Source organism: Agrobacterium tumefaciens (assembly GCA_025559845.1).
GTDB lineage: Bacteria > Pseudomonadota > Alphaproteobacteria > Rhizobiales > Rhizobiaceae > Agrobacterium.
Map to the genome: position 1 here is coordinate 1,018,622 of CP048470.1, position 23,702 is coordinate 1,042,323.

Genomic DNA, 23,702 nt, shown 5'->3' on the forward strand with positions numbered 1-23,702 from the left:
CGAAATATGTCCACTGCCTCGAAGATAACCGCAGGGTGGCGTTGTCGACACGAAAGGTCAGTGGCGCAGCACAGGTGGAGACAGTTCCTCGATCGTACCCAGACGCTTGAACGGAACCTTCTCTTCATCGAGCAGATATCGCCCGACTGTCCGCACGCGGGAGCGCGAGCCGTCATCGTGCCGTACCGAATATTCCTGCGAATAGAAGGCCCCTGTTTTCAGCGTCGTCAGTGCTGTTTCAATGACACGATTTCGATCCGCCAGGTCTATTCTCTCAAGCATCTTGAAGATGCTGACGCCTTGCTTGGCTTCAGCCAGCGGGATGCCGAATATATCTGCGCAGACATCATCCAGGTAGAATTTGTCGTTGGTGATGTCCCAACAATAGAAGCCGATCCGGTTCATATTCGACATGGGAGTCATAAAAGCACGGTCACTCAGAGGAAAACAAACGGGTTTTCAAATTCTTCAAACAAAATCGGCCTGGCGTTTTCGAAACATTGGCGACCCCTTGAAAGCGTCCCATCCATACACGCAAGCATAGAGTTACCGCGTTGGGCGATCGCGACCCTCATCTGTCGCAAAAACGTCATGTCGGCCCTTAGTTGGAATGTCGTTATTATTCCAGCCATTCGCCCAGAAAAAGAGTTCCCTTCCCGATATTTATCAAGTGTTAACCATAAAAACCCTATTGTTTAACCAATGTTAAACATGCGTCGCGTGAGTGAGTCTGCCAATTCCAGTAAATGCCCATAATGCTCGGCTTGCCGGCATGGGAAACGGAAATGACGGACCTTGGAGCGCGCCGCGATCGAAACTCGCCGGGTGAAAGAAGCATGGTCTTGAGAGGCACCGCAAAACGTCCGCTGACGTCGCGGAAAGCAGCAGCAATGCTGCTTGCCTGCACCGTTCTTTTCACGGCGGAAGTAGCGTTGGCGCAGGACGCTGTGACACCCGTACCCGTTACGGCTCCTCAAGGCACTGCCCTATCTGCCGGCACTACAGACACCGATACGCCGGCGAACACGGCGACTGCCGCGACCCCGGCACCACTATGGCGCCCCTCCAATAATCCAGGCGATCCGATATACGAGCAACAGGACGACAATGAGCGTCCTTATTCCGAGACAGAAAATCCCTATGAACCCACTGTCGACGGAGGTGAGAATCCACCCCCGACCGGTGAGCCTGGACAAACGCCAGGCATCCGTCTTGGAACATTTCTGCTGCGTCCGTCGCTCAGCCAGACGATCAACACGGAGAAACAGAGCAATACGGGCGGCCCTTCGCGCCGCAACTATCTGACGACCGGCATTCGCGGCACGCTGACCAGCGATTGGTCGAGGCATGCGTTGACGGTAACGGGTGACGGCGCTTGGGAGAAAAATTTCGGAAGCAAGGACGGAGAAGAACCCCGGGCAAAAATCGATGCGGATCTTCGCCTTGACCTTGGCGGTGACACCACAGCCAATCTCAAGGCTGGATATGAATTCAGTCGCGAAGACACAACCGACCCGAACGCGTTGACCGGCGCGTCCGTCCAGGGCGGCGAACATCAGTTTACGACTGGCGCATCCATCGAACGAGATTTCGGGAAATTGCGCGGTCTGGCGGCGCTCGATCTTTCCAGAACCGTCTACACCGACGCCAAGGGCCTGGATGGCAACGCGATCAGCCTGAGTGACCGGGACCGCAATTCCGCCAACCTGCGTGGACGTGTGGGTTACGAACTGTCACCTGCCCTCATCCCCTTCCTCGAATTGAATGCCGGAGCAAGCCGGTATGACGAAGACCGGGACAGCTCGGGCTATGCGCGCTCGTCGAATTCCTACGGAGCGAAAGTCGGTGCGGAGATCGATCTGGGCGAAAAGACCCGAGGCGAAGCGGCGATTGGCTATCTGCGCAAACAATATGACGACGATCGTCTGGCCTCCATTGGCGCATTGACCCTGGACGGGGATCTGAACTGGTCGCCGCAGCGCGGCACCAACGTCAACTTGGGCTTGAGAACAACGATCGAAGATTTTGCCGGCGGCCCACAGGGCGGCTGGATTTCCTACCAGCTCGATACCAGCCTGACCCACGAGTTGCGCAACAATCTCGTTGCCCGTCTGACAGGCCAGATTGTCCGCCGGACGTTCCCGTCATCGTCCGACATGGAGGACGTCATGGAATACACCGCTGGGGCAGGACTGACCTGGGGCATCAACCGCTACCTCGATCTGACGGCCGACGTCAGCTATCAGTGGACTCCGGTTTACGACAGCGACGAGTTGCGCGTTGGCGCTGGGCTTGTGCTCAAGCGCTAGATCGGACGCTGCCGGCACCAAAATCTCAAACAAAAATCCCGGCACAAGGCCGGGATTTTCATGTCGTGTTCCGTGAGATTACTTCAGGCCGCCGATCAAGGCCTTGATTGGGTCCTCAATCGAAGAGCGGATGTCGGCACGTTCCAGAGCAAAAGCGACGTTTGCAAGAATGAAGCCGTCCTTTGCGCCGCAATCGAACGTCTGGCCACGGAAGTGATAACCCGCAAATTCCTGCGAATCCGCCAGCGTCAGCATGCCGTCCGTCAACTGAATTTCGTTGCCTGCACCGCGTTCCTGATTTTCGAGAATGTCGAAAATCTCCGGCTGCAGAATGTAGCGACCGTTGATGTAGAAGTTCGACGGCGCGGTACCCTTGGCAGGCTTCTCGACCATCTGGGTGATCTTGAATCCTTCGCCGACAGCGTCGCCAACACCGACGATGCCGTATTTGTGGGTCTGATCCGGTTCGCATTCCTGCACCGCAATCACGTTGCCACCGGTCTGGTCGTAAAGATCAACCATGCCTTTGAGGCAGCTTTTCTGCGAGTGCATGATCATGTCAGGCAGCAGAACCGCAAAAGGCTCGTCGCCGACGATATCGCGTGCGCACCAGACCGCGTGGCCAAGACCAAGCGGAACCTGCTGACGGGTAAAGCTTGCCGTACCCGCCTTTGGCAGAAGGCCGGCCAGCAATGTCAGCTCGGCATTCTTGTTGCGCTCGCGCAGCATCTGTTCGAGTTCAAATTGAATATCGAAATAGTCTTCGATCACCGCCTTGCCGCGGCCGGTGACAAATACAAAGTGCTCGATGCCCGCTTCCGCCGCTTCATCAACGACGTACTGAATGACCGGCTTGTCTACGACAGTGAGCATTTCTTTCGGAACCGCCTTAGTAGCGGGCAGGAAACGTGTACCGAGGCCTGCAACCGGAAATACGGCTTTCCGAATTTTCTTCTGTTCTACCACATATCCCTCCTGAGAGATAACAACTGGGTCCCATTCCCTCACGCAGTTGTTATTTCAAAAACAACAACGTTTTGTAAAGGTCGACGCTACCATCTATTAATGGTAAAGAATTTGTTGACGTTCTTTTGGTATCCATCGTGAAGCCCGATGCGTATCTCGCTATCGAAATGACATTCGAGAGAACGAAAGACCGACGATGACAAAGATGATCCTTTCAGATGTCCGCAAATTCGGCTGCATGGTGTTTGCAGGTTTGGCAATCACCCTGACGCCATTCTCGGCACATGCCGATGCTGGCTTCAGACAGTGGATCAACCAGTTTTATTCAACAGCCGCCAAAGAAGGCATCAGCAAGGCGACCTACCAGAAAGCGTTCGCCGGCGTGACCGAGCCCGATCCTGACGCGCTGCGCAAGGCCACCTATCAGCCGGAATTCACGACACAGGTCTGGGACTATATCGACTCGCGTGTCAATCCGTACACGGTCCGGATCGGCCGTGAAATGAAGGCACGCCACGCCACGACCCTGAACTGGATCGAGCGCAACTTCAACGTCGACAAGCATATCATCCTCGCCATCTGGTCGATGGAATCGAACTATGGTGCGGTACTCGAAAAACCGGAGCGCCTGCATAATATCCCGCAGGCCCTGGCAACCCTTGCCTATTCTGATCCAAAGCGTGGAAAGTTCGCCCGTACGCAATTGATTGCCGCCCTGAAGATCCTTCAATCGGGTGACGTGACGCCGAAACAGCTCACCGGGTCCTGGGCGGGCGCCATGGGCCACACGCAATTCATTCCGACCAGCTATCTGCTCTACGCCGTCGACGCGGATGGCAACGGCAAGCGCGACATCTGGCACTCTGTGCCGGACGCACTGGCAACGGCCGCCAATCTGCTGGCAAAGAATGGCTGGGAACCCGGCCGGACCTGGGGTTACGAAACCGCGGTTCCGCGCGGCGGCGCCCGATATGAAGGTCAAACAAAGACCATTGCGGAATGGGCAAAGCTCGGCTTCACCCGTCCAAACGGCAAGAATTTCACCCGTGGTTCTGACCGCGCCATGCTCAAATTGCAGGGGGGTGCCAATGGTCCGGGCTTCCTGATGATGAAAAACTTCTTCACCATCAAGAAATACAACGCATCCGACAGCTACGCGCTGGCCGTTGGTCTGCTGGCAGACGAGATCGCCGGTTACGGTGGTATGCAGCAGAAGTGGCCGCGTCCTGACGGTACGCTGGACATCAAGGAAAAATTCGAGCTCCAGACCCGGATGAAAGAGCTCGGTTATTATGATGGCGAAATCGATGGTAACTTCGGCTCCGGTTCGAAAGCGGCAATCAGCGCAATCCAGTCCCGTATGGGAATGGAAAACGATGGCGAACCATCGCAGAGACTGCTGAGAGCCTTGCGTAACTGATAAGATGTGCCGGTCGGTTCAGGCAGTCGCGAAGACTGCCGGCGGACCGCCCGGAAAGGTCGATGTCATGAGTAAGAAGCCCGCATCGCAAAACGGAATCATCGGACGGCGCATCTGCGCCGTCATTTTGTCCGTTGCGATCTGCGTGCCACTCGCCCCATCTGGCGCCATCGCGCAGGAGCAGCGTCGGACCCTGTTCGAAATGTTGTTCGGCAGACCTGTTGGTAGAGAAGCACCGGCTGACCGTGAATATCAGCCGCGCAACCGACGCGATTTCCCCTCAGCGCCCTCGTCGCGCAACCGATCAGTCAGCAGACCGCAACCGGCGCGCAAGACACCATCCGTTGTCCAGATGCGTACCACAAAACCGGAACCGGCCGCAAAACTCGAAAATGCGCGGCGCGTTCTCGTCGTCGGCGACTTTCTGGCCGGAGGCATGGGTGAGGAGCTTGTCAACGCTTTCGCCAGTTCCCCGGCCATCACCGTCGACGTGCGTGCAAATGGCTCGTCGGGCCTGGTGCGAACAGACTATTACGATTGGTTTGCCACACTTCCCGAATTCATCAAGGAGACGAGCCCGGCAACAATCGTCATCATGATGGGGTCCAATGACCGCCAGCAGATGCAGATCGGCGATATCAAGGAAAAATTCGGTACAGATGTCTGGTACAAGGAGTATGAGCGTCGGATTGATGCGCTGCTGGCCATCGCCGAGCGCCAGAAAGTTCCACTGTTGTGGGTTGGCGTGCCCGCGTTTCAATCCCCGTCATTGACGGCCGATCTTGCTGGCTTCAACCGCCTTTACCGCAGCCACGTCGAAAAGCACGGTGGTGAGTTCGTCGATGTCTGGGACGGTTTCGTCGATGAAGCAGGCAAGTTCGTTATCACCGGTTACGACATGAACGGTCAGCAAGCCCGTCTTCGCGAAGCCGATGGCATCGGCATGACGCAGGCCGGCAAGCGAAAACTCGCATTTTACGTCGAAAAATTCGTGCGCCGGCATCTGGACAGCGCCGGCCCCGATCTGGTGAAGCTGGACGGTAGCAATCTGCCTTCACTGACCTCGCTGCCGGCACTTGGTATCGATGCCGGACAGGTCCGAACGCAGCCTATCAGCCTTACAGATCCCGATCTCGATGGCGGCGAAAGACTGCTGGGCGACCAGCCTGTCAGAACATCTGTCGTCGAAACGCCGCGTGAGCGGCTGACAAAACGCGGTGAAATGAGCGACGCACCACGGGGACGCGTCGATGATTATCGCGTGTCCACACCGGACGAAACGGCAACGAAGTAGCCTTCTCATGACGCTCGTTCGAGCACCCTCATCATCACGATATGTTAAAGTCGGAACGCGCTTCGACCTTGGTGGTTAACGCGGAGTGCGGAGCAGGAACGCATCCGCTAATAACGATGATATGAGGAGTAAACATCATGCCCCACCAAGGTGGTACACACGACCCGCATATGAAGACGGGTCAAAAATCCGGCAAGGGCGGCAACGACAAAACCCGCAGCGCGTCATCAATGGAAAACAAGGCCCCCATGAAGGACACCACGCGGGATAAGTCGATGAAGGGTGGCCAACAGGGCCATAAAAACAAACACTAACGCGCTGTTTTACCCCAGGTCTGGAACAAAAAAGGCGACCAGATGGCCGCCTTTTCAGTGATTAGCGTGGCAGCACCGAACTGCCCATCAAAGCTTCGTCGATGGCGCGTGCAGCCTGACGACCCTCGCGGATAGCCCAGACAACCAGAGACTGACCACGACGAACGTCGCCAGCTGTCCAGAGCTTGTCGACCGAGGTCTTGTAGTCCTGGTCGTTGGCAACAACGTTGGTCGAACCACGGCGGTCGGTGTTGAGCTCCAGCTTACCTTCCAGGTCCTTCAGGACGCTGTCGGTGAACGGGCCGGAGAAACCGATCGCGATGAAAGCAAGGTCAGCCTTGATGATGAATTCCGTGCCGGCGATCGGCTTGCGCTTCTCATCGACCTGGCAGCACTTAACACCGGTCAGAACGCCGTCTTCACCGACAAATTCCAGCGTCGCAACCTGAAATTCGCGCACAGCGCCTTCAGCCTGTGACGAGGAGGTGCGCATCTTGGTTGCCCAGAATGGCCAGACTGCGAGCTTGTCTTCCTTTTCCGGCGGCATCGGACGAATGTCGAGCTGCGTGACCTTCACGGCACCCTGACGGAATGCAGTGCCGACGCAATCCGATGCCGTGTCACCACCGCCGACGACAACAACGTGCTTGCCACCGGCCAGGATCGGATCGGCAGGCCAGCCAACGCTGTCGATGTTTTCGCGACCGACGCGGCGGTTCTGCTGAACGAGGTAAGGCATGGCATCATAAACGCCGTGGAAATCCGCGCCGCCGATACCTGCCGGACGCGGCGTTTCGGAGCCACCGCAATAAAGAACCGCATCGTGGTCGGCGATCAGCTTCTCAGCAGAAATGTCGACACCGACGTTGACGCCATAATGGAAAGTGACACCTTCGCCCTTGATCTGCTCGACACGACGATCAATGAAGTTCTTCTCCATCTTGAAGTCCGGAATGCCGTAACGCAACAGGCCGCCTGCCTTGGATTCGCGCTCATAGACGTGAACCTCGTGACCGGCGCGGCCGAGCTGCTGGGCAGCGGCGAGACCAGACGGACCGGACCCGATGATCGCGACCTTCTTGCCTGTGTGAACCGTGGCCGGCTTTGGCACGATAAAGCCCAGTTCGTAGGCCTTGTCGGCAATTGCCTGTTCGACCGTCTTGATCGCAACCGGCGTATCCTCAAGGTTCAGCGTGCAAGCCTCCTCGCAAGGCGCGGGACAGACGCGACCGGTAAATTCCGGGAAGTTGTTGGTGGAGTGAAGATTGCTGATCGCCTGTTCCCAGCCGCCGTTATAAACCAGATCGTTCCAGTCGGGGATCTGGTTATGGACGGGACAGCCCGTCGGACCATGACAGTAAGGAATGCCACAGTCCATGCAGCGTGCCGCCTGCTTCTGCACTTCGGCATCCGACATGGGAATGGTGAATTCCCGGAAGTGACGGATACGGTCTGAGGCGGGCTGGTACTTGCCAACTTGCCGGTCGATCTCCAGAAAACCTGTTACCTTACCCACGTTTATATCCTCATATCAAAGCGGAGCGCCGGTCGGGCCCCAGTACCAGTAGGCGAAACCAAAAACCGCCCCCAGCACGATGAACTCAAACCCGATCTCGCCGTTTGCGCAGTAAACCGCCGTTGGAACGGCGATTGCGACGATCAGCGAGATCAGTCGATGAAATTTCCCCACGCGGCGGATTACTCCGCCGCCACACCCATGCGCATCCGTTCCATTTCCTCAAGCGCACGTCGGTATTCAACCGGCATGACCTTGCGGAATTTCGGACGGAACTCACTCCAGCGATCAAGGATGTCCTTGGCACGGGACGAGTTGGTGTAGTGGAAGTGGTTCGAAATCATCTGGTAGAGGCGCTCTTCATCATGGCGCGTCATGTCTTCGGAAACGTCCACGCGTCCCTTGTGCATGAGGTCACCGCCGTGATGATGCAGCTTTTCAAGCATGTCGTCTTCTTCCGGAACCGGCTCGAGCTCGACCATGGCCATGTTGCAGCGCTTGGCGAAGTCACCCTGTTCATCGAGAACGTAGGCCACACCACCGGACATGCCGGCTGCGAAGTTACGGCCGGTTTCACCGAGAACGACGACAATGCCTCCCGTCATGTATTCGCAGCCATGGTCACCCACGCCTTCGACAACGGCAACAGCACCGGAGTTGCGCACAGCAAACCGTTCGCCTGCAACGCCACGGAAGTAGCACTCACCGGTAATGGCGCCGTAAAGCACCGTGTTGCCGACGATGATCGAGTTTTCCGCGACGATGCGGGTGTTCTCCGGCGGACGCACGATGATGCGGCCACCCGAAAGACCCTTGCCAACGTAGTCGTTACCGTCACCCACCAGATCGAAGGTGATACCGCGTGCCAGGAACGCGCCGAAAGACTGACCGGCCGTGCCGCGCAGCGTCACGTGGATCGTATCGTCCTTCAGGCCCTTGTGGCCCCAGCGCTTGGCGAGCGCACCCGACAGCATCGCACCTGCCGAACGGTCGACGTTCTTGATCGGAACTTCAAAGACAACCGGTTCGCGGTTTTCGAGCGACGGCATCGACTTTTCTATCAGCTTGCGGTCGAGAACGTCTTCGATCGGATGGTGCTGCCGCTGGGTCCAGAAAGTTGCTTCCTTCGGCGCATCGACCTTATGGAAGATACGGCTGAAATCGAGACCCTTGGCCTTCCAGTGCGCCAGCATTTCTTCCTTTTCGAGCAGTTCGGAAGCACCGATGATCTCGTCCAGCTTGGTAACGCCAAGCGAAGCAAGAATTTCTCGGACTTCCTCGGCTACGAAGAAGAAGTAGTTGATGACGTGTTCAGGCGTGCCCTTGAAGCGCTTGCGCAGAACAGGGTCCTGCGTAGCAACGCCGACCGGGCAGGTGTTCAGGTGGCACTTGCGCATCATGATGCAACCGGCAGCGATCAGCGGCGCGGTCGCAAAGCCGAACTCGTCCGCACCGAGCAGTGCGCCGATAATGACGTCGCGGCCAGTTTTCAGACCACCATCGACCTGCAGCGCAACGCGTGAGCGAAGGCCGTTCAGCACCAGCGTCTGCTGTGTTTCGGCGAGGCCGATTTCCCACGGAGAACCGGCATGCTTGAGCGAGGTCAAGGGCGACGCACCCGTTCCACCATCGAAACCGGCAACGGTAATATGGTCGGCGCGTGCCTTGGCAACACCGGCAGCAACCGTGCCAACGCCGACTTCGGAAACGAGTTTCACGGAAACATCGGCTTCCGGGTTGACGTTCTTCAGATCGTAGATGAGTTGCGCCAGATCTTCGATCGAATAGATATCATGATGCGGCGGCGGCGAGATGAGACCGACACCCGGGGTCGAATGGCGGGTCTTGGCAACCGTGGCATCGACCTTGTGACCGGGCAACTGACCACCTTCGCCGGGCTTGGCGCCCTGCGCGACCTTGATCTGCAGCATGTCGGCATTAACGAGATATTCCGTCGTCACACCAAAGCGGCCGGAGGCAATCTGCTTGATTGCAGACCGTTCCGGATTTGGCTGGCCGTTCAGAAGCGGCATGTAACGGTCGGATTCTTCGCCGCCTTCACCGGTGTTCGACTTGCCGCCGATCCGGTTCATGGCGATTGCAAGCGTTGTATGCGCTTCGCGGCTGATGGAGCCGAACGACATCGCACCTGTCGAGAAACGTTTGACGATTTCAGCAGCGGGCTCGACATCATCCACGGAAACAGGCTTGCGGCCAAGCGCTTCCGCACCCTTGATCTTGAACAGACCACGGATGGTGTTCATGCGCAGCGCGGTGTCGTTCACCATGCCGGCAAACTCGCGGTAGCGATCCTGGCTGTTACCACGAACCGCGTGCTGCAGAGAGGCTACGGCGTCAGGCGTCCAGGCGTGGCTTTCGCCGCGCATACGATAGGCGTATTCGCCGCCGATATCGAGCGTGTTGGCGAGGATCGGGTCCTTGCCGAAAGCCGCCGTGTGACGGGTCACGGTTTCCTCGGCGATTTCCGTCAAACCGACACCTTCGATGGAGGTCGCTGTACCGAAGAAATACTGTGCGACGAATTCCGACGACAGGCCGATGGCGTCAAAAATCTGCGCGCCGCAATAGGACTGGTAGGTGGAAATGCCCATCTTGGACATGACCTTGAGGATGCCCTTACCGACCGCCTTGATATAACGGTAGACAACTTCGTCTTCCGACACTTCCTTCGGGAAGGCGTTGTGCTTGTGCATATCAAGCAGCGTGTCGAAGGCGAGATAAGGGTTGATCGCTTCCGCACCGTAACCTGCCAGCAGACAGAAGTGATGGATTTCGCGTGGCTCGCCGGTTTCGACAACGAGACCGACCGAGGTACGAAGGCCCTTGCGGATCAGGTGATGGTGCACGGCAGCGGTTGCAAGCAGAGCCGGGATAGCAATGCGATCCGGTCCAAGCTGACGATCCGACAGCACGATGATGTTGTAGCCGCCACGCACGGCGGATTCGGCACGCTCGCACAGGCGGTCCAGCATGTCAGGCATGCCTTCGGCGCCACGCTCCACATCGTATGTGAAGTCGAGTGTCTTGGTATCGAAACGGTCTTCCGTATGACCGATGGAGCGGATCTTTTCCAGATCGCCATTGGTCAGGATCGGCTGGCGAACTTCGAGACGCTTGGCGCGGGCTGCGCCTTCGTGATCAAGGATGTTCGGGCGCGGACCGATGAAGGACACTAGGCTCATCACCAGCTCCTCGCGGATCGGATCGATCGGCGGGTTGGTGACCTGTGCGAAGTTCTGCTTGAAATAGGTGTAAAGCAGCTTCGACTTTTCCGACATTGCCGAAATCGGCGTGTCCGTACCCATCGAACCGATCGCTTCCTGACCGGTTGTCGCCATCGGCGACATCAGGAGCTTGGTGTCTTCGCTGGTGTAACCAAAGGCCTGCTGACGGTCGAGAAGCGATACGTCGCGGCGCAGCGCACGCGGCTCTACCGGCTTCAGCTCTTCCAGAATGAGCTGCGTGCGATCCAGCCAGGTGCGGTAAGGATGCTTGGCAGCCAGCTCGTGCTTCACTTCCTCGTCGGAAATGATCGAGCCCTTTTCCATATCGATCAGCAGCATCTTGCCGGGCTGCAGGCGCCATTTCTTGACGATGCGCTCTTCCGGAACCGGCAAGGTGCCAGCTTCCGAAGCCATGATGATGCGGTCGTCATCGGTCACGAGATAACGGGCTGGACGCAGGCCGTTACGGTCAAGCGTCGCGCCGATCTGCTTGCCATCCGTAAAGGCCACGGCGGCCGGGCCATCCCATGGCTCCATCAGAGCGGCATGATATTCGTAGAATGCCTTGCGTTCAGCCGACATGGACTGGTTGCCCGCCCATGCTTCCGGGATCAGCATCATCACGGCATGCGCCATGGAATAGCCGCCACGCACGAGGAACTCGAGCGCGTTGTCGAAGCAGGCGGTGTCCGACTGGCCTTCATAAGAGATCGGCCAGAGCTTGGAGATGTCGTCGCCGAACAGAACGGAAGAAACCGACGCCTGACGCGCAGCCATCCAGTTGACGTTACCGCGCAGCGTGTTGATTTCGCCGTTATGGGCGACCATGCGGTACGGGTGAGCCAGCTTCCACGACGGGAAGGTGTTGGTCGAGAAACGCTGATGGACGAGCGCCACGGCGGATTCGAAACGCGGGTCCGAAAGATCCTTGTAGTAGGCGCCAACCTGATAGGCCAGGAACATGCCCTTGTAGACGATCGTCGAAGACGACAGCGATACAGGGTAGAAGTCCTGCGCTTCCTTGCCACCGCCCTCATCATAGATGCGGTTGGAAATGACCTTGCGGATCAGGAAGAGCTGGCGTTCGAACTCTGCGTTCGTCGCAGCGTCGCGGCCAGCGCCGATGAACACCTGAACATGGTGCGGTTCGGTCGCAGCGATATCGGGCGCTTTGGAGAGGGAGGAATTGTCGACCGGGACATCGCGGAAACCGATGAACTGCTGGCCTTCCTCACCGATGACGTCGATGATGACTTTCTTGTAGTGTTCGATACGCGATGGGTCGCGCGGCATGAAGATATGACCGACGGCGTATTCACCCGCCTTTGGCAGGGTGACGCCCTGCTTGGCCATTTCTTCACGGAAAAAGCGGTCGGGGATCTGCACCAGAATACCGGCACCATCGCCCATCAGCGGATCGGCGCCGACAGCGCCGCGATGAGTGAGGTTTTCGAGGATAAACAGGCCGTCCTTGACGATCTGATGGGATTTCTGCCCCTTCATATGCGCGACAAAACCGACGCCACAGGCATCGTGCTCATTTGCCGGGTCGTAGAGACCCTGCTTTTCCGGCAGACCACGCGGAGTGACCTTCGTCACTGCAACGGAAGCGGCCCCGGCCGCGGTGGGACAGTCAGTGGTCATGATGGCGGCAGCGTTATCCGCCAGCGTCTTGTTCGTCATTGTTCGTCCCTCCTGCAAAGCACTTGCACGGTCTCGCACAAAGAACCGGTTCGACGCGGATTTTCACTGAACATGAAACCCGCCGTCATTCCGGCTCGTTAAAATTTAGGACAGCATAGCTGTCTCAATTCTCAAGAATTTTGGCAGAAATGGGCTCGTTTAGCAAGGCGCATGTTCAATTTATAAAACCGGACTTTTGCAGCGAAGTTTCCAGAGACGTCGATCCCGCGAAATTTTCTTTTGAGAAACAGCCCCTCACTGTTGCTTTCATTACCCTATTTGCCATTTGCGAAGTGAGGTCATAAAACTTTGCGAGTCATCCCGCAGACTGCCCGCACAAACAGATACCATCCATCGGAAAGCCCCAAAGATGTTTTTTGCTTCAGACAATTGGGCTGGTGCCCACCCTGCCATCAACGACCGGCTCTCGAAGGAGTCCACCCGTTTTGCCGCAGCCTACGGCACGAGCGAATTGGACCGCTCTATCGAAAGCCGCTTCAACGAGTTGTTCGAACGTGAGGTGGCCGTCTTCTTTGTTGCCACAGGCACTGCGGCAAATTCTCTTTCCCTCGCCAGCATTGCACGCCCGGGCGGTCTGACCTTCTGTCACTCGGAAGCCCACATCATTGAAGACGAATGCGGCGCACCGGATTTTTTCAGCGGCATGCGCATGGTCGCCGTCGAGGGCCCGAACGGTAAAATGCTGCCGGAGAATCTTGTCGAGCGCATCGCACGCTATCCACAGGACGCCATCCATCACGGACGCGCAGCTGCCGTCAGCATGACGCAGGCAACCGAGGTGGGAACCGTCTACACGCTGGATGAAATCGACGCCATTTCCAAGATCGCCAAAAACAACGGCCTGCCATTGCACATGGATGGGGCCCGCTTTGCAAACGCTCTCGTTTCGCTGGGAACAACACCCGCAGAAATGACCTGGAAACGCGGCGTCGACGTGCTGTCATTCGGTGGCACGAAAAACGGCTGCTGGTGCGCAGAGGCAATTGTGTTCTTTGATCCGACGCTTGCAAAAGACTTCGCGTTTCTGCGCAAACGGACTGCCCAGCTTTTCTCCAAGTCGCGATTCATTGCCGCCCAGTTCGACGCCTATTTGCAGGACGATCTCTGGCTCGGTCTCGCCAGCCACGCCAACGCCATGGCCGACCGGCTGCGCGCCGGCTTTGGCTCGCTCAACAGCGCGCGTCTGGCATGGCCGACATCGGCCAACGAGGTCTTCGCCATTCTTCCCAAGGCATCGGCAGATGCCGCGACTGAAAAAGGCGCAAAGTTCTACGACTGGCTTGTTCCACGCGATATGCCGGAAAAAGTCGCAGACGACGAAATGCTGATCCGCATGGTGACGAGCTTTGCAACGACAGAGGCCGACGTCAACGAGTTCCTGTCGATCTGCGGCGCAGCCTGACATCACCAAACCCCTCAGCCGTCATTCGCGTTTTGCACGGAATGACGGCCGAAGGCTTTAATTTGCCTCGCCCTCATCCGAAGACGGAAAGAAACGATTGGCGGGACGGCGAAGACCGAGATGGTCGCGCAGTGTCGTGCCGTCATATTCGGTGCGGAACAAGTTACGTCTTTGCAACTCCGGTACCACCAGTCTGGTGAAATCATCCAGTCCGGCCGGCAGGAAGGGAAACGAGACGTTGAACCCGTCCGAGCCTTCCTCATGGAGCCAGCGCTCCATATCATCGGCGATCGTCGCCGGCGTGCCGACGAAAGCCAGCCCCGCATAACCGCCAAGACGCTGGGCCAGTTGGCGCACCGTAAGCCCCTCGGTCCGGGCCAGTTCAATCACCCTTTCCCGGCTTGATTTGCTGGCGTTTGTCTCAGGGATATCCGGCAACGGCCCATCTGGATCGAATGTCGAGGCATCATGGCCGAGGGCTATGGAAAGCGAGGCGATGGCGCTGTCATAGTGGACGAGACTGTCCAGCCTCGCACGCTTCGCGCGCGCTTCTTCGACGGTGTCGCCAACGACGACGAATGCACCCGGCAGAATGACGATATCATCGTAAGAGCGGCCCGCCGCAACGGCGCGATCCTTGACGTCCTTGTAGAAGGACTTGCCGGCAGCAAGATGGGCAGGCGCTGCGAACACAACCTCAGCCGTTTCCGCCGCCAGTTGGCGACCAGGCTCGGACGCGCCAGCCTGCACAATGACAGGCCATCCCTGAACGGGACGTGCGATATTGAGCGGACCCTGCACGGAAAACTCACGCCCCTTGTGATGCACCGCATGCATCCGGTCAGGATCGAAGAAAATTCCGCTTTCGGTATCACGAATAAAAGCGTCATCGGCAAAAGAGTCCCAGAGACCGGTGACGACGTCATAAAACTCGCGTGCCCGCGAATATCGCTGCGAATGGTCGGGCTGCGTTTCGCGTCCGAAATTCAATGCTGCATCCGGGTTGGCCGTGGTCACGATATTCCATCCCGCCCTTCCACCGCTCAAATGGTCGAGCGAGGCGAAACGCCGTGCAACGTGATAGGGCTCGTCAAATGTTGTCGAGGCTGTTGCCACCAGTCCGATGCGGCTGGTGACAGCCGCAAGCGCCGATAGCAGGGTGAATGGCTCGAACGATGTGACCGTATGGCTTCGTCGCAAAGCCTCGACCGGCATGTTGAGGACAGCAAGGTGATCGGCCATGAAAAAGGCGTCGAACTTGGCAGCCTCAAGCTGTTGGGCAAAACGGGTGAGATGGGCAAAATTGAAATTGGCATCCGGCCATGCGCCCGGATAACGCCAGGCACCGGTGTGAAGGCTTACGGGTCGCATGAATGCACCGAGGTGCAGTTTGCGTTCAATTCCCATCAAGGATTCCTTTCGTCCTGAAATACATGATCGCAAAACAGACCGCTGCTGACCTTGGTCATGACGTAGCGGTGGAACCGGACCTGAAAATTTGTGACGCATCTCGCGTCAGGACCGGCTCCTTTAGCTATATGGAACGGCCGGGCGGAAATACCAGTCCTCGAGACGATCGCAAGAGCGTGGATCGAATGACGGGTTGAGATAGGGCCCGGCAGGAGGTATCAGGTGCTTCAATTCAAGGCGGACCAACCGCAAACCTGCCTCTCAAAACCCAAAAGGCTTATCCCGACATGATCCCGGATTTCCTCGTCACCCATTCCGGTGGCTTCCATGCCGATGAACTGCTGTCCAGCGTCATCCTCACCCGGCTCTTTCCAGAAGCCCGCCTTGTTCGCAGCAGAGCACCGGAATGGATCACGCCCGGCGAAGACCGGATCATCTACGACGTCGGCGGCGCCTATGATGAGGCGAAGGGAATATTCGATCACCACCAGCGTGGCGCGCCGCTCAGGGACGATGGCCAGCCCTACAGCTCCTTCGGCCTGATCTGGAAGCACTATGGTCGGAATTATCTCGCAGCATTGGCGATCCCGGCAGAGCACATCGAAGCCGTCCATGCCTCTTTCGACAGCGGCTTCGTGCTGCCGGTCGATCTGGTCGACAATGGTGCGCTGAGCCCCTCCACCGCGGGACAGTTGGCGGGACTGACGCTGCCCGCACTTCTCGAAATCCTGAAACCGGTTTTCGATGAGACCGATCCCGAAGCAGAAACGCGGGCATTCCATGCAGCGCTCGACATCGCCCGCAGCTTCGTCGAAGCCAAGATCGCGAAAAGTGCCGCAAAGCTTCGTGCCGAAGCACTTGTGAACAAGGCTATCGTCGACGCCGGTGCAGGGTATATTCTGGAACTGCCCCTCGGCATGCCGTTCCGGCCGGCGATTGTCAAAGCAGGCGCAGATCATCTTCTGTTCGTGGTCCATCCACGCGGCAACGACTGGTGCCTGACCGGAATTCGACGTGCAGACGAAGGGTTCGAGTTGCGGGCTGACCTGCCTTTGGCATGGGCAGGCCTGACCAATGAGGATCTTGAAGCCGCCTCCGGCGTTAAAGGAGCAAGCTTCTGTCACAATGGTCGGTTCATCGCCGCTGCCAAGACCAGGGATGCAGCGATGGCCATGGCGGAGTTGGCAGTGAAAGAAGCCTTTGCCACTGGCGCGGTAGCGACCAGCGCCTGAACAGAGATCAAGACGGAGCGAGACAGTGAGTGTTGCTTTCACCAAAGAAGAGAGTTCCGAAACAGCATCGGAAACTTTGCTGCCCGACCGTCCGATTTCATCTCACCCGAACCTCGTGACGCAAACCGGCATGAAGGCTCTGGAATTGCAGCTTCAACAGGCTCGCGATGCTTATGAAGCGACAAATGCGATCGAGGACATCAATGAACGGCGTCGGCAGGCGGCGAGCCCCCTGCGCGACGTCCGCTATTTTGCTGCGAGAGTGAGAACGGCGCAGGTCATCCCTGATCCGGCGTCGTTCGATACCATCGCGTTCGGCAACACGGTTACTTTCAGCCGCGATGACGGGCGGGTGCAGACCTACCGCATCGTGGGAGAGGACGAAGCAGACCCCAAAGCCGGCTCGATCTCCTTTGTTTCACCGGTAGCGACGCGCCTCATGGGTAAAGCGGTCGGTGACGCGGTGGAAATGGGCGGCCACGAACTGGAAATCATTTCGATCTCGTAGGCAGCGGTTATCGGTCGCCTATCCAGTGATGTGAAATCCTGTCGGCCAATCCTGTAGTGTCACCGCCTGCGTTTGTACGTCGACCACGGATGCGCCGCGCGGTCCGTGCCAGAAGCCTTCAATCATTGAGGAGACGGCATGCTCTGGTCCTGCGATTAGGGCAACGACAGAACCGTCGGCTTCATTGCGGACCGAACCCGCCAGACCGAGCTTCAAGGCTTCCTGGCGCGTCCAGACGCGGAAACTGACACCCTGTACCTTGCCGGTAATTCGAACCAGCATTGCCTTTTGATCGCTCGACATTGTCGTCTCCCATCAAGCAGTCATCTCAAAAAATGCCGAACTGCGGCGCTTGTTGCAAGCCGCTCCTGCGCAAGTCTTCACACCATCCTGATTTTCCGTCCCTGACAGTTTTCCAGCCGTCCTCAAGGGAACGCCCGATGGCGCGCGAACGTTCTTACAGCTCAATCATTCCAACGAGGCTGGTCGGATTTCCGGCATTTCAAGCAAGAGGGAAGAACCATGGCAATTGCAAAAAACACCGTTTGCGTCTGGTACGACAAGGACGCCGAGGCTGCGGCTCGCTTCTACACAACGACATTTCCAAACAGCGTAATGGGCGCGATTGTCCGTGCACCGGGTGACTATCCTTCCGGCAAGGAGGGTGATGTCCTCACGGTCGAGTTTACGGTTGGAGGCGTTCCTTGTGTTGGTTTGAACGGCGGACCGGTCTTCAAACACAACGAAGCATTCTCGTTTCAGATCTCCACCGAAGACCAGGAGGAAACCGATCGCTACTGGAACGCCATTGTCGGCAATGGCGGCGAAGAGAGCGAGTGCGGCTGGTGCCGGGACAAGTGGGGAATCTCCTGGCAGATAACACCAAGAACCCTGATTGAAGCACTCACAGCCGGCGGTGATGAGGCAAAACGGGCTTTTGATGCGATGATGACCATGAAAAAGATCAACGTCGCGGCAATAGAGGCTGCGCGACGCGGCTAATCCGTAAATCTTCGAAGAAATTTCTATGAACCGGCAAACATGTCAGCATGGAATGCCAAGCCTTCCGGTCGTCAACGCGATATAGTCCACTAAATTAATAGACTAAATCGGAGCCGCTTCGGCGCCTCCTTCATTGACACCCTACGCTGCGACGTTCAGCGACAATACGAGGCTTTCCGATGACCAGACAAGTGATCGAATATGCGGGTATTGCGGTTGGAATTGTTGTCCCCGACAACGGCCTGCTGAAGTTCATTGCCGTAAAATTTCATGTTCATGACCTGGATGGACGATACTTCGCTTCACCGGCGGAAGTTTTGCGTGCGATCCATAAGTTGGTGTCGACTGGAAACACGGTCCATGCAGCGTCAAAAGCTGCCTGACTGGAAACAGGAGATATTACGATGAAACTGCACCGTTTCTTTCGTCTTTCTGCCTTGCGAGACGATCTCGAGCGCAGACTTCTCGTTCACGAATATCGTTCGCTTCTGACGGATGACCTGATGGGAGATACAGGCATGTCGGATGTTCGGGATCGGCTGTTCGAAGTCTCCGGCGAACTCTCCTCCGTTCGTTCCCGATGCCGCTAATCAATGCATCGGACGAAAACGTACCGTTTCGCGTCACGATTGACTTGCAATCTTGAAGGAATAAAATTCCCCTAAGCGCAGCCGTACTCAATCAAGAACGAAAAAGACGGTATGAGCGTCCGAAACCGGCAAGCCTTCCGGGCTCGACAGTTTCCGCCTCGCGCTTCGGCGACTCTGGGAGGAGGCTTGCCATGACTTGTCGCGGATTTCTGCTGCTTGCAACTCTTTTCGTATTTTCACCGCCTGCTGCTTACGCTCAGGAAGGTGACGTGACTGCCGGCGCAATCGTCTTCAAGAAGTGCGCCACCTGTCACGTCACCGAGACGGACCAGAACAAGGTGGGACCATCACTGAACGGCTTGTTCGGTAGGAAGGCCGGAACACATCCGGACTTCTCCTACTCGGCGGCGATGAAGGATGCGGGTGAAGGCGGCCTCGTCTGGGACGAGGCAACACTGCGTGATTATCTGCACAACCCGAAATCGAAGGTCAAAGGTACAAAAATGGCTTTCGCGGGTCTGAAGGACGATACGGAAATCACCAATCTCACGGCCTATCTGAAACAGTTCTCAAAGTAGGACCACGTCCCGAAAGGGACGGATACTAGCTAAATCGCCGTAATTGCCCACATTTTTCATTTGTGAGATAATGACGGTCACACTTTTCTAAAAAAGCAGTTTCACGTCCACGGTCGCAATCGTCTCAGGGAGGAGACGGAAATGGCTGTTGTGCTGATTCTCGTTCTGCTGGTGGTTGGCTCCGTGTTGTTTCACATGCTGAGCCCCTGGTGGTGGACGCCGATTGCGTCCAACTGGAGTTATATCGACCACACGCTCGTCATTACGTTCTGGATCACCGGCATCGTCTTCATCGCTGTGGTTCTGTTCGTTGCCTATTGTGTCTTTCGCTTTCGGCACAAGCCGGGGAACAGGGCAGCCTATGAACCGGAAAACCGCAAACTCGAATGGACGCTTGCCGGCGGCACCGCCATTGGGGTTGCCGCCATGCTCGCGCCCGGCCTGATCGTTTGGGACCGTTTCATTTCCGTCCCGGCGGATGCCGCTCCCGTCGAGATCGTCGGCCAACAGTGGCTGTGGAGTTTCCGGCTGCCGGGTGCTGACGGAAAACTTGGTCGTTCCGACACCAGTGCCGTCACCCCCGATAACCCACTCGGCCTTGATAAAAATGATACCTCCGGCCTGGATGACGTGATCGTCGATGGTGGTGAGCTGCATGTGCCAGTCGGCAAGCCGGTGAAGGTGCTGTTGCGCTCCATAGACGTCATTCATGATTTCTACGTGCCGGAATTCCGCGCCAAGATGGACATGATTCCCGGCATGGTAACGTTTTTCTGGTTCACGCCGACACGAACCGGAACCTTCGACGTTCTCTGTGCCGAACTGTGCGGTGTCGGCCATCCCCAGATGCGTGGAACCGTCGTGGTCGATGACGCGGCCACCTATCAGGCATGGCTGGAACAGCAGCCGACCTTCACACAGCTTACGGCCTCAGAGGCGCCGCAACCGTCAAATTGACGGCTGCGAAGTAGACGATCGGGAGGAAAGGAGGGAAGACCATGACGGAAATCCGCTCGGACAGCGCAGACGCCATTCCACCCGCAGAAGTCGCGGAGATGGAGCTTTACCATCCCAAAAGCTGGTGGACGAGATACGTTTTCAGTCAGGACGCGAAGGTGATAGCCGTCCAGTATTCTCTTACCGCTCTGTCGATCGGCCTGGTCGCCCTCGTGTTGTCCTGGCTGATGCGGCTGCAACTCGCTTTTCCCGGTTACTTCACCTTCATTGACGCAGATCGCTATTACCAGTTCATCACCATGCACGGCATGATCATGGTCGTTTATCTGTTGACCGCGCTGTTTCTCGGCGGCTTCGGCAACTATCTCATTCCGCTGATGGTTGGCGCGCGTGACATGGTATTTCCCTATGCCAACATGCTGAGCTACTGGATCTATCTCCTGGCCGTGCTCATCCTTGTCGCAGGCTTTTTCGCACCCGGAGGACCATCCGGCGCTGGCTGGACGCTCTATCCGCCGCAATCCGTGCTTTCAGGCACGCCGGGGGGAAGCAACTGGGGTATCGTCCTCATGCTTTCCTCGCTAATCGTCTTCATCATCGGCTTTACCCTCGGTGGCCTGAACTATGTCGTCACCGTTCTACAGGGGCGCACACGCGGCATGACGCTGATGCGCATGCCGCTCACAGTCTGGGGCATTTTTACCGCAACGGTGATGGCGCTGCTTGCCTTTCCAGCCCTCTTTGTTGCTTCGGTCATGATGCTGTTCGATCGATTGTTGGGCACCAGCTTTTTCATGCCTGCCATTGTCGAAATGGGAACGCAGTTGCAGCACGGCGGCGGCAGCCCCATCCTGTTCCAACACCTCTTCTGGTTCTTCGGTCATCCGGAAGTCTACATCGTGGCGCTGCCTGCCTTCGGTATCGTCTCGGATCTCATCAGCACCCACGCGCGCAAGAACATTTTCGGTTATCGCATGATGGTGTGGGCAATCGTCATCATCGCCGCGCTCAGCTTCGTCGTCTGGGCCCATCACATGTATGTCAGCGGCATGAATCCCGCCTTTGGTTTCTTCTTCGCCACGACCACTCTCATCATCGCGGTGCCGACGGCCATCAAGGTCTATAACTGGGTGCTGACACTCTGGCGTGGCGACATCCACCTGACCCTACCCATGCTGTTCGCGCTTTCCTTCATCGTGACCTTCGTCAATGGCGGGTTGACCGGCCTCTTTCTTGGCAACGTCGTCGTTGATGTTCCGCTGTCCGACACCATGTTCGTCGTTGCGCATTTCCACATGGTCATGGGCGTCGCGCCGATCCTCGTTGTCTTTGGTGCCATCTATCATTGGTATCCGAAGGTAACCGGACGCATGCTGAACACTATCCTCGGGCATATTCACTTCTGGATCACCTTCCTCGGTGCCTATGCCATCTTCTTCCCCATGCACTATCTCGGCCTGATCGGCGTGCCGCGCCGCTATTACGAGCTGGGCGAAACGGCGTTCGTACCGGCTTCGGCCCATACGTTGAACATTTTCATCACCGTGATGGCGCTGATTGTCGGCGCCGGACAAATGGTTTTCCTGTTCAATCTCGTCTGGAGCCTTTTCAAAGGCAAACCTGCAGGCGGCAACCCCTGGAGAGCGACAACACTCGAATGGCAGACGCCGCAAACCCCACCGGCACACGGCAACTGGGGCCGGGAATTGCCGGTCGTCTACCGCTGGGCCTATGACTACAGCGTTCCCGGAGCAACGGAAGACTTCATTCCACAGACCGTACCGGCCACCGGCGGCAACACGCGGGAGGCAACATCATGAGTGCCACGCTGATTTTCCTTACCGCCATCGGTGCGGTGATCGTCTGGTGGATGTCCGGCCAAAGGCTCACCTCGAAACCGTGGCTCGAGACTGGCACGATACCGCTCACGGATCACCCTTCCACGCCCCCCATAAAGATCGGATTGTTCGTATTCCTCGGCGTGGTCGGCGCACTGTTCAGCCTCTTCATCAGCGCCTATTTCATGCGGATGGCGTCTTCGGACTGGTGGGCAACGCCGGTGCCGCGGATTTTGTGGCTTAACACTGGCGTACTGATCCTCGCTAGTGCCACTCTTCAATGGGCAAAAGTCGAAGCCAAACGTGGACGCGAAAGCGCTGTCCGTCACGATCTAACCGCCAGTTTCGTTCTCGCGCTTCTTTTCCTCATCGGGCAGGTCGAAGCATGGCGTGAGCTTGCGTCTTCCGGCTTCGTCTTCTCGGGCAACCCGGCAGACAGCTTCTTCTACCTGCTGACAGGGCTGCACGGCCTGCATATCCTTGGCGGTATCCTTGTTCTCGGACACACAACCGTCAGAGCATTTTCGGCCGATTTCCCGCGAAACAGACTTCGCCTCAGCATCGATCTCTCGGCAATTTACGCCCATTTCATGCTGGCAGTCTGGCTCATTCTTTTCGCAATTTTTGCAGGATGGGCGAATGATTTCGCCGACCTGTGCCGACAACTGCTGAATTAGGAGGACAAAATGGTTCAGTCCGCCCAAACGCATGGTAACCAGCCAGTCCGCCCGTCCGGCCTCAAGGGCATTGCCGCCGATTTTTCCTCGGATCAACGCGCCTTCAAAACTGCGTCCTGGGGCAAGGCCATGATGTGGTTCTTCATCCTCAGCGACATTTTCGTCTTCGGATGTTTTCTGCTGGCCTACATGACCGCCCGCATGTCCACCACCGTTCCATGGCCGAACCCGAGCGAGGTGTTTGCGCTTCACATCGCAGGACAGGATGTCCCGCTGATCCTCATCGCCATCATGACGTTCGTGCTGATCTCAAGCAGCGGCACGATGGCAATGGCAGTGAACTTTGGCTACCGCCGCGAAAAGGGCAAGACGGCCGTTCTGATGCTGCTGACGGCACTTCTCGGTGTCAGCTTCGTCGGCATGCAGGCGTTCGAATGGACGAAGCTGATTTCGGAGGGCGTACGCCCCTGGGAAAACCCGTGGGGCGCTGTGCAATTCGGCTCGACCTTCTTCATGATCACCGGCTTTCACGGCACCCATGTCACGATCGGGGTCATTTTCCTGCTGATCGTTGCGCGAAAGGTCTGGCGGGGCGATTTCGATACAGAGCGGCGGGGCTTTTTCACCAGTCGAAAGGGTCAATACGAAGCTGTTGAGATCATGGGCCTCTACTGGCACTTCGTCGATCTTGTCTGGGTTTTCATCTTCGCATTCTTCTATCTGTGGTGAGGAGCGCCATC

The 23,702-nt window shown here is 57.3% G+C and carries 21 protein-coding genes and 1 pseudogene; 15 read left to right on the forward strand and 7 right to left on the reverse strand.

The features are described from left to right. Positions 1 to 57 precede the first annotated feature (57 nt). Positions 58 to 423, reverse strand: coding sequence for a PAS domain-containing protein (locus tag FY156_21040; protein UXS04004.1), 366 nt, complete (start codon positions 421 to 423; stop codon positions 58 to 60). A gap of 413 nt (positions 424 to 836) precedes the next feature. On the opposite strand from FY156_21040, the gene FY156_21045 reads away from it, so the two are divergent. Next, entirely contained in the window at positions 837 to 2,309 is a 1,473-nt protein-coding gene (locus FY156_21045; GenBank protein UXS05181.1) for an outer membrane beta-barrel protein, read from the forward strand. 78 nt (positions 2,310 to 2,387) lie between these two features. Here FY156_21045 and galU read toward each other — a convergent pair whose 3' ends face one another. Further along, positions 2,388 to 3,275 carry a UTP--glucose-1-phosphate uridylyltransferase GalU gene (gene galU, locus FY156_21050; GenBank protein ID UXS04005.1) on the reverse strand — a complete coding sequence of 296 codons (888 nt, stop codon included), beginning with the start codon at positions 3,273 to 3,275 and terminating at the stop codon, positions 2,388 to 2,390. 196 nt (positions 3,276 to 3,471) lie between these two features. Here galU and FY156_21055 point away from each other — a divergent pair, with 196 nt between their 5' ends. From FY156_21055 to FY156_21065, 3 genes and pseudogenes are all read left to right on the forward strand, one after another. After that, entirely contained in the window at positions 3,472 to 4,695 is a 1,224-nt protein-coding gene (locus tag FY156_21055) for a lytic murein transglycosylase (protein UXS04006.1), read from the forward strand. Positions 4,696 to 4,762: 67 nt separating this feature from the next. Further along, the gene (locus tag FY156_21060; protein UXS04007.1) at positions 4,763 to 5,989 is read left to right on the forward strand and encodes a DUF459 domain-containing protein; all 1,227 of its coding nucleotides are present in this window, start codon (positions 4,763 to 4,765) and stop codon (positions 5,987 to 5,989) included. A 131-nt stretch (positions 5,990 to 6,120) separates the two neighbouring features. Beyond that, positions 6,121 to 6,303: pseudogene (locus tag FY156_21065) on the forward strand (hypothetical protein). Positions 6,304 to 6,364: 61 nt separating this feature from the next. Here the strand turns inward: FY156_21065 and FY156_21070 are convergent. From FY156_21070 to gltB, 3 genes are read right to left on the reverse strand one after another with little or no spacing between them, the layout of a single operon-like run. Next, positions 6,365 to 7,819 carry a glutamate synthase subunit beta gene (locus tag FY156_21070; GenBank protein UXS04008.1) on the reverse strand — a complete coding sequence of 485 codons (1,455 nt, stop codon included), beginning with the start codon at positions 7,817 to 7,819 and terminating at the stop codon, positions 6,365 to 6,367. Between the two features lie 15 nt (positions 7,820 to 7,834). Continuing rightward, entirely contained in the window at positions 7,835 to 7,993 is a 159-nt protein-coding gene (locus FY156_21075; protein ID UXS03186.1) for a hypothetical protein, read from the reverse strand. An 8-nt stretch (positions 7,994 to 8,001) separates the two neighbouring features. Then, a complete protein-coding gene (gltB, locus tag FY156_21080; GenBank protein UXS04009.1) occupies positions 8,002 to 12,747 on the reverse strand; it encodes a glutamate synthase large subunit in 4,746 nt (1,581 codons plus the stop codon). A 370-nt stretch (positions 12,748 to 13,117) separates the two neighbouring features. Between gltB and FY156_21085 the strand changes: the two genes are divergently transcribed. Next, entirely contained in the window at positions 13,118 to 14,170 is a 1,053-nt protein-coding gene (locus FY156_21085; GenBank protein ID UXS04010.1) for a low specificity L-threonine aldolase, read from the forward strand. Between the two features lie 57 nt (positions 14,171 to 14,227). Here FY156_21085 and FY156_21090 read toward each other — a convergent pair whose 3' ends face one another. Continuing rightward, the gene (locus tag FY156_21090) at positions 14,228 to 15,577 is read right to left on the reverse strand and encodes an LLM class flavin-dependent oxidoreductase (protein UXS04011.1); all 1,350 of its coding nucleotides are present in this window, start codon (positions 15,575 to 15,577) and stop codon (positions 14,228 to 14,230) included. 290 nt (positions 15,578 to 15,867) lie between these two features. On the opposite strand from FY156_21090, the gene FY156_21095 reads away from it, so the two are divergent. Next, on the forward strand, positions 15,868 to 16,812 hold the full coding sequence (locus FY156_21095; GenBank protein ID UXS04012.1) for an MYG1 family protein: 945 nt from the start codon (positions 15,868 to 15,870) through the stop codon (positions 16,810 to 16,812). A gap of 25 nt (positions 16,813 to 16,837) precedes the next feature. Beyond that, positions 16,838 to 17,320 (forward strand): transcription elongation factor GreA, encoded by a 483-nt coding sequence (gene greA, locus FY156_21100; GenBank protein UXS04013.1) that lies wholly within the window; start codon positions 16,838 to 16,840, stop codon positions 17,318 to 17,320. Between the two features lie 18 nt (positions 17,321 to 17,338). Here greA and FY156_21105 read toward each other — a convergent pair whose 3' ends face one another. Further along, the gene (locus FY156_21105) at positions 17,339 to 17,623 is read right to left on the reverse strand and encodes an acylphosphatase (protein ID UXS04014.1); all 285 of its coding nucleotides are present in this window, start codon (positions 17,621 to 17,623) and stop codon (positions 17,339 to 17,341) included. Between the two features lie 225 nt (positions 17,624 to 17,848). Here FY156_21105 and FY156_21110 point away from each other — a divergent pair, with 225 nt between their 5' ends. The 8 genes from FY156_21110 (at position 17,849) to FY156_21145 (ending at position 23,691) form a co-directional block, all read left to right on the forward strand. Then, complete coding sequence (locus tag FY156_21110; GenBank protein ID UXS05182.1) at positions 17,849 to 18,322, forward strand: VOC family protein; 474 nt, start codon at positions 17,849 to 17,851, stop codon at positions 18,320 to 18,322. 179 nt (positions 18,323 to 18,501) lie between these two features. Then, positions 18,502 to 18,705, forward strand: coding sequence for a hypothetical protein (locus tag FY156_21115; GenBank protein ID UXS04015.1), 204 nt, complete (start codon positions 18,502 to 18,504; stop codon positions 18,703 to 18,705). Positions 18,706 to 18,726: 21 nt separating this feature from the next. Then, positions 18,727 to 18,912 (forward strand): hypothetical protein, encoded by a 186-nt coding sequence (locus FY156_21120; protein UXS04016.1) that lies wholly within the window; start codon positions 18,727 to 18,729, stop codon positions 18,910 to 18,912. Between the two features lie 191 nt (positions 18,913 to 19,103). Next, positions 19,104 to 19,490: a cytochrome c family protein gene (locus tag FY156_21125; protein UXS04017.1), complete on the forward strand. Its 387-nt coding sequence runs from the start codon at positions 19,104 to 19,106 to the stop codon at positions 19,488 to 19,490. A gap of 141 nt (positions 19,491 to 19,631) precedes the next feature. Beyond that, positions 19,632 to 20,447: a cytochrome c oxidase subunit II gene (locus tag FY156_21130; protein UXS04018.1), complete on the forward strand. Its 816-nt coding sequence runs from the start codon at positions 19,632 to 19,634 to the stop codon at positions 20,445 to 20,447. A 41-nt stretch (positions 20,448 to 20,488) separates the two neighbouring features. Beyond that, positions 20,489 to 22,267, forward strand: a complete 1,779-nt coding sequence (locus FY156_21135; GenBank protein UXS04019.1) for a cytochrome c oxidase subunit I — start codon at positions 20,489 to 20,491, stop codon at positions 22,265 to 22,267. Further along, complete coding sequence (locus FY156_21140) at positions 22,264 to 22,962, forward strand: cytochrome-c oxidase (GenBank protein ID UXS04020.1); 699 nt, start codon at positions 22,264 to 22,266, stop codon at positions 22,960 to 22,962. Before FY156_21135 ends, FY156_21140 begins: the two co-directional genes overlap by 4 nt. A 9-nt stretch (positions 22,963 to 22,971) precedes the next feature. Beyond that, positions 22,972 to 23,691, forward strand: a complete 720-nt coding sequence (locus FY156_21145) for a bb3-type cytochrome oxidase subunit IV (GenBank protein UXS04021.1) — start codon at positions 22,972 to 22,974, stop codon at positions 23,689 to 23,691. Positions 23,692 to 23,702 lie beyond the last annotated feature (11 nt).

Coding starts and splice junctions, on each gene's coding strand:
- FY156_21040 (UXS04004.1), bottom strand. CDS start 423: ATGACTCCCATGTCGAATATGAACCGGATCGGCTTCTATTGTTGGGAC.
- FY156_21045 (UXS05181.1), top strand. CDS start 837: ATGGTCTTGAGAGGCACCGCAAAACGTCCGCTGACGTCGCGGAAAGCA.
- FY156_21055 (UXS04006.1), top strand. CDS start 3,472: ATGACAAAGATGATCCTTTCAGATGTCCGCAAATTCGGCTGCATGGTG.
- FY156_21060 (UXS04007.1), top strand. CDS start 4,763: ATGAGTAAGAAGCCCGCATCGCAAAACGGAATCATCGGACGGCGCATC.
- gltB (UXS04009.1), bottom strand. CDS start 12,747: ATGACGAACAAGACGCTGGCGGATAACGCTGCCGCCATCATGACCACT.
- FY156_21085 (UXS04010.1), top strand. CDS start 13,118: ATGTTTTTTGCTTCAGACAATTGGGCTGGTGCCCACCCTGCCATCAAC.
- FY156_21090 (UXS04011.1), bottom strand. CDS start 15,577: ATGGGAATTGAACGCAAACTGCACCTCGGTGCATTCATGCGACCCGTA.
- FY156_21095 (UXS04012.1), top strand. CDS start 15,868: ATGATCCCGGATTTCCTCGTCACCCATTCCGGTGGCTTCCATGCCGAT.
- FY156_21105 (UXS04014.1), bottom strand. CDS start 17,623: ATGTCGAGCGATCAAAAGGCAATGCTGGTTCGAATTACCGGCAAGGTA.
- FY156_21115 (UXS04015.1), top strand. CDS start 18,502: ATGACCAGACAAGTGATCGAATATGCGGGTATTGCGGTTGGAATTGTT.
- FY156_21120 (UXS04016.1), top strand. CDS start 18,727: ATGAAACTGCACCGTTTCTTTCGTCTTTCTGCCTTGCGAGACGATCTC.
- FY156_21125 (UXS04017.1), top strand. CDS start 19,104: ATGACTTGTCGCGGATTTCTGCTGCTTGCAACTCTTTTCGTATTTTCA.
- FY156_21130 (UXS04018.1), top strand. CDS start 19,632: ATGGCTGTTGTGCTGATTCTCGTTCTGCTGGTGGTTGGCTCCGTGTTG.
- FY156_21135 (UXS04019.1), top strand. CDS start 20,489: ATGACGGAAATCCGCTCGGACAGCGCAGACGCCATTCCACCCGCAGAA.
- FY156_21140 (UXS04020.1), top strand. CDS start 22,264: ATGAGTGCCACGCTGATTTTCCTTACCGCCATCGGTGCGGTGATCGTC.
- FY156_21145 (UXS04021.1), top strand. CDS start 22,972: ATGGTTCAGTCCGCCCAAACGCATGGTAACCAGCCAGTCCGCCCGTCC.